At 61.6% G+C, this 8,837-nt stretch carries 7 protein-coding genes; all 7 read right to left on the reverse strand.

All coding sequences use genetic code 11. From position 1 onward, the window contains the following. Nucleotides 1-15: 15 nt before the first annotated feature. Nucleotides 16-1,785: an ABC transporter ATP-binding protein gene (locus ACMX25_RS32510; protein ID WP_414954016.1), complete on the reverse strand. Its 1,770-nt coding sequence runs from the start codon at nt 1,783-1,785 to the stop codon at nt 16-18. After that, nucleotides 1,785-2,840: an ABC transporter permease gene (locus ACMX25_RS32515; RefSeq protein WP_414954009.1), complete on the reverse strand. Its 1,056-nt coding sequence runs from the start codon at nt 2,838-2,840 to the stop codon at nt 1,785-1,787. Before ACMX25_RS32515 ends, ACMX25_RS32510 begins: the two co-directional genes overlap by 1 nt. 10 nt (nt 2,841-2,850) lie before the next feature. Continuing rightward, the gene (locus ACMX25_RS32520) at nt 2,851-3,843 is read right to left on the reverse strand and encodes an ABC transporter permease (RefSeq protein WP_414954010.1); all 993 of its coding nucleotides are present in this window, start codon (nt 3,841-3,843) and stop codon (nt 2,851-2,853) included. Between the two features lie 15 nt (nt 3,844-3,858). Beyond that, complete coding sequence (locus ACMX25_RS32525; protein WP_414954011.1) at nt 3,859-5,460, reverse strand: ABC transporter substrate-binding protein; 1,602 nt, start codon at nt 5,458-5,460, stop codon at nt 3,859-3,861. 71 nt (nt 5,461-5,531) lie between these two features. Then, entirely contained in the window at nt 5,532-6,626 is a 1,095-nt protein-coding gene (locus tag ACMX25_RS32530) for an ABC transporter substrate-binding protein (RefSeq protein ID WP_414954012.1), read from the reverse strand. A 195-nt stretch (nt 6,627-6,821) separates the two neighbouring features. Continuing rightward, the gene (locus ACMX25_RS32535; protein WP_414954013.1) at nt 6,822-7,856 is read right to left on the reverse strand and encodes an aldo/keto reductase; all 1,035 of its coding nucleotides are present in this window, start codon (nt 7,854-7,856) and stop codon (nt 6,822-6,824) included. A 51-nt stretch (nt 7,857-7,907) separates the two neighbouring features. Next, on the reverse strand, nt 7,908-8,837 hold a 930-nt coding region (locus ACMX25_RS32540; protein ID WP_414954014.1), incomplete at its 5' end, for an LLM class flavin-dependent oxidoreductase.

An 8,837-nucleotide genomic window follows, 5' to 3' on the forward strand; every position in this document is an offset into this window, starting at 1 on the left:
CGACAATCATGCGGGTCACACGGCGAAGCGGTAAAACGAGAACGGCAGGTCCACGTTGTCTTGTCGTGGCGCGGTATTGTCCTGCCTGTGTCTGCTGAACGCCGGCTTGGGAACAGCGTCGATCAGGCTGCGCGTATAAGCATGCGCGGGACGGGACCAGATGCTTTCGTGGTCGCCGGATTCCACAATCTTGCCGGTGTTCATCACCAGCACGCGATCGGCTATATAGCGAACCACGGAAAGATCGTGCGAGATGAACAGGTAGGAGAGCCCGAGCGATTGCTTCAACTCAACAAGCAAGTTCAGCACTTGCGCGCGGATGGAGACGTCGAGCGCGGAAACTGGTTCATCGCAGATCACGAGCTTCGGCTGCAGCACCAGGGCGCGCGCAATCCCGATCCTCTGCCGCTGGCCGCCCGAAAACTCGTGCGCAAAACGCTGCAGCGATTTTGACGCGAGCCCCACGCGATCCGTGATGTCCGCTATGCGCCGGCGCCTTTCATGTTTGTCAGCAACACCATGGACGATCAGCGCTGCATCGAGAATATCCAGCACGCGCTGGCGCGGATTCAATGACGCGTACGGGTCCTGGAAGATCATCTGGATCTTCGGGCGAATTGCGCGCAGCTTTCTGCCGCCCAGATGCGTAATGTCATGGCCGTCGAGGCTGATGGTGCCGCTCGTCGACTGGATCAGCCGCAGGATGGTCCGGGACAGCGTGGACTTTCCGCATCCCGACTCACCGACCAGACCGACCGTTTCGTCGTGCCCGACATCGAACGACACGCCGTCAACCACATTGCCCTTGTCGTAACGCGTGACGAGGTCGCGCACGGCGAGCAGCGGTGCCCGGTTGTCCGTTGTCGGCGCGCGAACATACGGACTGCGCGTGAAGACGATATTCGGCGCGCTCGCAATGCGTTCATCGCTGAGCGAGAAGTCGCGCAGGCCGGTGTCCGTGTCGATGTGCGTGCGAATCTCGGTGAGACGGCGCGTGCGATAGTGCAGATCCTGGTCGAGCGTGAGCGACGCCCCCAGCAATCCCTTGGTGTACGGGTGACGCGGTTGCGTGAAGATGCGCTGGGTCGCGCCGTCCTCCACGGCTTCGCCGCTATACATTACCGCGACGCGGTTCGCATACTGGCCGACCACGCCGAGATCATGCGTAATGAGCAGCACGGCCATCGACAAGTCGCGGCGTAGCGAATCGAGCAGTTGCAGGATCTGCGCCTGGATGGTGACGTCGAGCGCGGTCGTGGGTTCGTCGGCAATCAGCAAGCGCGGCCGGCATGCCACGGCCATCGCAATCATCACGCGCTGGCGCTGGCCACCCGACAAACTGTGCGGATAGTCGTGTGCACGTTTGGCGGGTTCAGGCAGCCTCACCAGATCGAGCAATTCGGTTGCGCGTTTCCAGGCGGCATCGGCTGATAGCGGCTCGTGCCGGCGCAACACTTCCACAATCTGATTTCCTACCGTCATCACCGGATTCAGGCAGGTCATCGGCTCCTGAAAAATCATCGAGATCGCGTTGCCGCGGATCGAGCGCATGGTCGTCTTTGACAGCCCGACCAAGTCACGACCCTCGAAATCGATCCTGCCTTCGAGCGTGGCGCTGGATGGCAACAACTGCATGATCGCGAGCGCGGTAGTGGACTTGCCGCAACCCGATTCACCGACGAGCGCGAGCATTTCGTTCTCGTGCACTATGAAGCTCAGGTTGTTCACTGCATGCTGCGCGCCGAAGTGCACCGCGAGCCGATCGACTTCCAGTATTGGTTTCATCATGAACGCTCGGCGAGGCGCGGGTTGAGGGCGTCGTTGAGGCCGTCTCCGAGCAGGTTCAGCGCGAGCACCGTCAGCACGAGCGCGCCTCCCGGCAAGGCGGTCAGGTACCACGCAGTGCGTAGCATTTCGCGGCCGTCGCCAATCATGCTGCCCCAGCTCACCACGTTCGGGTCGCCCATGCCCAGGAACGACAGCGCGGACTCCATGAGAATGGCGGTGGCCACCATGACAGAGGTCGTCACGATGATGGGCGGCAGCGCGTTCGGCAGTATCTCGCGCCAGATGATGCGGGCGTGGCCGAAGCCCAGGCTGCGGGCAGCCATCACGAAGTCGCTCTGCACGAGTGAGCGGAATTCCGCCCGGACGAGGCGCGTGATGGTGGGCCACGAGGTGACGCCGATCGCAAGCGAAATGACTGTCATGGAGGGATGTCCGATCGACACGATCACGATCACGAACAGGAACGACGGCGTGGTCTGGAATAGTTCGGTCACGCGCATGAGGATGTCGTCGACCCAGCCACCGAAGTATCCGGCGAGCGCGCCGACCAGCGTGCCGATCACCACGCCGATCAGCGCGGCCGTCACGCCGATGGCGAGCGACGCGCGGCTGCCATGCGCGAGTTCCGCGAGCACGTCGCGGCCGAGGGAGTCCGTGCCTAACCAGTATTGCGGGTCCTGTCCCGGAGCGAGCAAAGGTTGCCCGACGATATCGAGCGGATCGCCGGGAAAGAGCCTGCTGGCGAACAGTGCAATGAGAAGCAGCGCAAGCAGCAACGCGGCGCCGCTCACGACAGAAGGATTGCGCGCGAGCGCTTTGAGCGCAGGCCAGCGGCGCGCTTCCGAATGTTCCGGCGAAACGTCGCTCGGCCCGCGGCCAAAGCGCCCGAAGCGACCAAATCGTCCAAGCCACAGGGTGGTGAACTGGCTGCGCCAACTACTGCGCTCATGCTTTACAGCGGCGTCGCGCAAGAGCCGGTTGGCACCCGGCTGGACCGGAGCACTATCGGCGTGTTCGAGCGGCGAATCGAAAGGCGAGTGATTAGATGACATAGGGGACTTTTTAACGAAGCGCGATGCGAGGGTCGAGCCAGGCGTGCAGCAGATCAACGAGTACGTTGGCCACGATCACGAGCATGGACGACAGCAACAACACGCCAAGCAGCACGTTGTAGTCGCGGCCTTGTACGGCTTCGAGCGCGAGGCGCCCGAGTCCGGGCCAGCTAAAGACGGTCTCTATCACGGCGGCGCCGCCGAGCAGATTACCCAGGTGCATGCCGGCCACGGTGGTGATCGGCAACAGGGCGTTGCGCAGCACGTGGCGCACGGTCACGAAAAGCGGATGCAGGCCCTTGGCCTGCGCGGTGCGCACATAATCCTGGCGTTGGACTTCGAGCATGGCGACGCGGGTGAGGCGGGCGTAGATCGCGACGAAGAAGCTTGCCAGCGCGAGCGCGGGCAGCACGGCGTGACTGGCGCGATCCACGAACCAGTCCCAGCCGTTGAGATTCACACCGAGCGCCATGTCCCCACCGCTCGGCAGCCACCCGAGCTTGACCGAGAACAGTACGATTGCCATGAGCGCGAGCCAGAAGCCGGGCATGGAATAAAGCACTAGCGCAAGAAACGACAGCACGCGATCGGGCCACTTGCCGGCCCAGGTTGCCATCGCCACGCCGATGATAATGCCGGCCACGATGGCGAACACCAGCGCGCTCACCATGAGGATCAGCGTATTCGGCAGGCGGGCCATGATCAACGTCATGACCGGCGTATTGAAGCGCGGCGAAAATCCGAGGCTGAAGTGCGACAGATGCTTCAGGTATGCAAGCAACTGTTGCCACAAGGTCAGGTCGAGGCCGAAGTGGTGGCGCATCATCGCCATGGTCTCGGCGGTGGCCGAGCCCGATTCGCCTGCCAGCACATCGGCGGCGTCACCAGGCACCAGCTGCAGCAGCGCGAAATTGAGCACCACGACTGCTATCACCGTCGGTACGGCTTGCGCTCCAGTGCGGCGCAAACGCAGCGCTACGCGTTTCAAGTTAGAGGAATGCATGCGATCGGTTCCGGTTCAGGGACTCAGGTACACGTCGGAGAAATTCGAATCAAGGCCGTCGGGCGAGGTGGTGTGGTTGTGCACGCGCCTGTTGTAAATGGTCACCTGTTGTTGCTCGACTAGGTTCACATCGGGGAGATCACGCCCTACGATCTGCTGGAACTGCCCGAACAGTTGTTTGCGCTTAGCCTCGTTGGGCTCGACCGCCGCTTGCTCGAGCAAGCGGTCAACCTCCGGATTGCTGTAGCCGGACGCGTTCGTGAACGGCACACCTTTGCGGATGCTTTGCGACCAGTAAAGACGTTGGACTCCGACGGTCGGATCGAAGAGATTGCTCATGCCGTTGACCGCGATATCGAAGTCATGGTCCGAATAGACGCGCCTGAGGTAGGACGGCAGGTCCTGGTTGCGAATCGTCACCGATATGCCGATCTTCGCGAGCGCCGAGCGCAGATAAGCGGCCGTGCGCTGCGGAATATCGCTGATCGGCAACGGATCAACAATGACGCTGAAACGCACGCCGTCGCTGTTGCGGGGGAGGGCTGCCGCATCGAGCAGCGCGTTGGCCTTGGCTGCATCGAAGGGGTAGGGGGTGGGCGTCGGATCGTGATACGGGCCCTCGGGAATAATCGGACTGCTTAGCACACTCGCATAGCCGTAGTAGATCGTCTTCGCGATCACATTGCGATCGATTGCCCGCGCAATCGCCTGGCGTACAGCGGGCACTTTCAGGTATTGATTGCCCAGGTTGAACTCCACGCGCACCACGCCGGCTTCGAACTCATAGCCGCGCGTTTCAATGCCGAGCTTCGGGTTCTGCTTGAGCCGGGCGATGTCGGAAAGCGGTACTGGCGTATTGCCGCCCAGGTCGACGGAACCCGTCTCGAACGCAATCGAGCGCGCCGGCGCATCCGGAATCAGCTTGACGATTATCTTGTCGAGATAAGGCTTCGGTTTGTCCCAGTAGTCCGGATTACGCTCATATTCGATGTAGCTGCCACGTACCCATTTCACGAACTTGAACGGCCCCGTGCCAATGGGCGCGTTGTTGTTCTGGTTCGAAAACGGGTCGGTTCCCTCATAGACATGCTTAGGCACAATCGGCGATTCGCTCGCCGAAAACGCCTTGATGAGGAAGGGCGAAGGCTTGGACAACACGAGCACGGCGGTGAACACATCGGGTGTCCTGATTTCCGTCACGTTCGCAAAGGTGCTCTTGCCGCGCGGATGCACACGCTTGAGCAGTTCGATGGAGTAAGCAACATCGGCTGACGTGAAGTCCTGTCCGTCGTGCCACTTCACTCCGTGGCGCAGGTGGAACGTGTACTGCAGGCCGTCCGGACTGATCGACCAGGACGTCGCGAGCTGCGGCCCGGGGTGCAGGGCAAAGTCGTAGGTCAGGAGCCCCTCGGTGACCTTCGTGCTGACCTTGAGGGTCGGCACGGCCGTGTTGGTCAGGTCGACGAGGGTAGGCGGCTCGGGATCGACCACGAAGTTGAGCGTGCCGCCGCGTACCGGCTGCGAAACGTCGGCAGCGCTTGCACCTGGGGAAGAACCCGCGATTAGCAAGGCCGCGCAGGCAACAATGAACCGCCGCGGCGGCAACGCAAATCTCATCGATGAAATCCTGGTGCGTGAAAGTGGGGTCGGGTTATCAGTTCGGTTATCAGGCCGAGTTATTACGCTGGTTATTTCGCCGGGACCGCGAGATGTCGTTCCGCCAGCAGCGCGCGGGCCGCCGCGAGCGGCACGGGATCGATCCAGCTCGCTATATCGAAGTCTTGTGCAATAAATTCGTGCTTGAACAGAAACCGCTTGAAGTGATCGAGTGCCGCTATCGCGTTGCGATCGAGGCCAATCTGTAGTTGCGTCGCCAGTTGCGAACCGTAGGCATGTTTCGCCCAATGCTCGGCCGAGCGAGTTTCGCGCGCGACGTAAGCGGTTGCATCCTGCGGATGCGCGCTCGCCCATTCGCCCGCTTGAATGGCTCGCGACAGCACGCGTGCGACCAGATCGGGGCGTTCGCGCAACAACCCGGCATCGACCGTTAAAGGCCGCGGTGTGCCGTTGTTGGCATGGGCGAGCCGGTCCGGCTGATCGCTGAGATCGACGATCGCGCGGGCGCCAATCAGATTCGCCGCTTCCAGTCCGCTTGCACCTTTCACGAAGACCACGTCGACTTCATCGCGTACCAGCGCAAGCGCTTCGAAGCTGAATTCCTGGCCACGTTCGGTCGCGAGCAATCGCGCTGCTCCGCTATCGAGTACGGCGGGTTCATCGGCGAGACCACGCGGCGCGGTTGGAAGATCGACCAGTTTCACGTCGTCAAGCGTGAGGCCTACCGCGCCGAGCAGTGTGACGAAGCCGCGCAGCGCCGTCGCACGATGAAAGTCGACCACCCTCGCGCGAGTGTTGCGCGGCAGGCCGAAGCGTCGTCCGCGCAGGTCGGCCGGCCCTTCAATACCGGTAGAAGGCAGTGCGACCAGTCCCTGAAATTCGTCTACCCACGAGAGCCCGATCACGCGCGTGTCCGCACCTTGCGCCCGCGCCCAGAGCGCGGGGATGTTGCCGCCCTGGCGAAACGAATGCGCTTGCGAATGCGTGAAGTGCGATTGCCGGATCACCGGGTCGCTGGAATCCTGCAACGCCTGGATGTTGATACCATCGTTGCGAAACTCATCCTGCAGCCAACCTTGCTGGATGGCGATGCCAAACGGCGTGGGTGCAGGGCAACGCGTGTACCAGAGACGTTTGACGGGCGTGTTCTCGGTCGACTGGGTCATGGCGCGTCCAGGGAAAGTAGGGTTCGAGCGAAGTGGGCAACGCTTCGCTCCGTGACCTTTGCGAAGCAGTACAGCTCTTGATCTTAGAGAGTCGCGATGACTGCGCATACGAAGCATTCGTCGTAAATATATGAGGCGGATGCTGATATCCGAAGTCATCGGAATACGGCTTCATGTACGGCCTTTCGTGCGGCCTCACGTGTTAAGGGACGTCCTCGGCTGACGGCCAAAGAACGGGTGGCCCGGATCGTTGAAGCCCGGTGTGGACGCATGGCCCGGCGTCACGAGAGAATCCACGAACGCTTCGTCCTCCGCAGTAAAGCGATACTCGAGCGCGGGCAAATAGTCGTCCCATTGCGCTTCAGTGCGCGGCCCGGTAATGGCCGCCGTGATCAGCTTGTTGTTGAGCACCCACGCGAGTGCGAATTGACCCGGTGTGATGCCGCGCTCTTCGGCATGACGCTTGACCTGCTGCGCAAGCGTCAGCGATTCGGGACGCCATTCTGTTTGTTGCAGGCGCTTGTCCTGCCGGCCGGCGCGCGTGCCGGCTTCGGGTGTCTGGTCAGGCTGGTACTTTGCTGTGAGCACGCCACGCGCAAGCGGGCTGTAAGACACAACGCCAAGCCCATAATAATCAGCCGCTTCAAGCTGCTCGATTTCAACTTGCCGGTTTGCAAGGTTGTAGAGCGGCTGCGAAGCGATGGGCCGGTCGACGCCGAGTGCATCGGCGGTGCGGCTGAATTCGGCCAGCTTCCACGCGCGATGATTCGACAGCCCGTAGTGACGGATCTTGCCCGCGCGAATCAGGTCATCAAGTGCGCGGACCGTTTCCGCGACAGGCGTGTCTTGGTCTTCGCGATGGAGGTACAGCAAGTCGATATAACCGCCGCCGAGACGCTTCAGGCTACGGTCCACGGCCTCGATGATGTACTTGCGTGATGCGCCGCGATCGTTCGGACCATCGCCGCGCGGGCTGGCAATCTTCGTGGCCAGCACCCAGCTATAACGGCGGTCCGCGATCAGCCGGCCGACGACCTCCTCGGAGGCGCCGCCCGCGTAGCCGTCGGCGGTATCGATGAAATTGACGCCTTGTTCGAAGGCTTTTTCCGTGATGCGGCGCGCGGTCGGCTCGTCAGTCTGGCCGCCGAACATCATGGTGCCGAGGACCAGAGGTGACACCTTGATGCCGCTACGGCCGAGGTTTCTATAAAAGTTGCGATGTGTTGTCATTGGGTTCTCTCTTTGGTGTAAGTGAGTGGAGATACTTTGATCAAATTCGGATCAGAGCCGGAGGCCGGCTTGCTTGAGCAAGGGCAGAACGCGATCGCCGAAATAGCCGAGTTCAGGAAGGAAGTCGTAGAAACCGAGCTGCACGCCGTCGATCCCCGTCTTCTTCAGCGCGACGAGTTGCTCGACCACTTGCTCGGGCGTCCCGATGATCTCGATGTTGCCGCCAAGTCCAAGTCCCTGTTTGTGCGATGCATCCCCGCGGCCGCGCCATGCGTGCGCGTCGCTGTCATAACCGGCGAATGCTCCCTTGATGGCGTTGCGGGATATCGCATTGGCATACTCAATCGTTTCGCGCTCGGTGTCGCGGCTCACGATGACGGGATTGATCACGGTGCGCACGGTGCGGCCCACGCGTGCTGCTTGCGCCTTGATGTTGGCGATATGCGTGGGGAGGGTTTCCAGCGCACTATCGATATGCGCGCCACCGGGACTCGTAATGAACACGATGTCCGAATACTTCGCAGCAAACGCGATACCCGCTTCGGAGCCGGTCGCGTTCACCAGCACCGGCCGTCCGAACAGCGGTTTCGGTGTGATGTAGCCGTTGTGTACTTTCCACGGTGACTTGCCCTCGAACGAGAAATTCTCGGTATCGGTCCACAGCCGCTGGACGACATCGAATAGTTCGCTGGCGAGCTCATAGCGCGTGTCGTGTTCAATACGATCCCAGCCGAACATCTCGTGCTCGACGGCACGATGCCCGGTGACGATGTTGATGCCCCACCGGCCCTTCGAAATATGATCGAGCGTGGCGCCGTACTTGGCCAGATGCAGCGGATGTATCGGACCGTAGAGCACGTGGATGGTCGAGATCAGCAGGATGTTCTTGGTGATCGCGGCCATGGCGCCGAGCGCAACGAAAGCATCAAGCGAGGCTTCGCCGTCATAGCCGCCTTTTGGCAGCCATTGCGTTCGGCTGAA

Source organism: Caballeronia eucalypticola (genome assembly GCF_047608185.1).
GTDB lineage: Bacteria > Pseudomonadota > Gammaproteobacteria > Burkholderiales > Burkholderiaceae > Caballeronia.